Annotated in this window: 2 protein-coding genes; both read left to right on the top strand. The window is 39.8% G+C overall.

Annotated elements, in window-relative coordinates; genetic code table 11:
- The coding region (locus tag CBG25_RS15590; RefSeq protein ID WP_290603789.1) for a transposase at positions 1–291 on the top strand (291 nt) is incomplete at its 5' end.
- Positions 292–293: 2 nt separating this feature from the next.
- Positions 294–798, top strand: a 505-nt coding sequence (locus tag CBG25_RS15585; protein ID WP_290607801.1) for a hypothetical protein, incomplete at its 3' end; no start/stop codon positions are given.

Here is a 798-nt window from a genome sequence, read left to right as displayed (position 1 = left end):
ATAGTAACAAACAAAGAGAATCCCACCCGTGAATACGTCAAATCTATCATGGATGCCCGTTGGTCTGTTGAAGTTTATCATCGAGAAGTTAAACAAAATTGTGGTATTGAACGCTGTCAGGCTCGCACGAGCCGAGCGCAAAGAAATCATATTTTTCTCGCTATTTCTGCGTGGTTTGAACAACATAAACGTCGTATATCTGAAAAAATAACCCTTTATCAACAAAATTGGGACGTAATCAAAAATGCTATTGCTGAGCACATCCGTGTTTTATTAGCGTACCCAAATTAGTTTTGTGCGAAACTCGTGATAAAGAATTAGAATTTTTCATTGCCGATGAGGTTGATGTTTTAGCGTTTCGTGATGAACTTGCGAGTATGGAGCATCCATTTTTTGCATTGAAGAGGCTGTCGCAAAAGCTCATGTTATCGATTAAAATTTGCTTTATTCGTTTTAAACGCAGATCTTTTATGACCGTATTTACTCGCAAACTGGAATCGCCTTCTCACACCAAACGTAAGTTTGTCAAAGCGCAAAATCTACCTATCTTGGAGGGTTCTGTTTCCCTTTGCGATTATCTCAAGCAAATTGGTGAACGTAGGGCATTTATTGTCACAGAGATTTTGGATGAACAAGACTGGGTACCTTTCGAACGCTGTTATTCTTCAACAGGTAGAGCGCCGTATTCTCCTCGTTCAATGATGGGAATTTTGCTTTATGGGATCATGAAAGGGCATAGTTCGCTCAGAGCACTTGAAAATCTGGCGCGTTTAGATTTGGGATGTATTTTTGTCAGCC

It is taken from the genome of Arsenophonus sp. ENCA, assembly GCF_002287155.1.
In the GTDB taxonomy this organism is placed as follows: Bacteria; Pseudomonadota; Gammaproteobacteria; order Enterobacterales; family Enterobacteriaceae; genus Arsenophonus; species Arsenophonus nilaparvatae.
The sequence above is the reverse complement of the archived record's forward strand: the minus strand, read 5'-3'. Positions and strand labels throughout refer to the sequence as shown.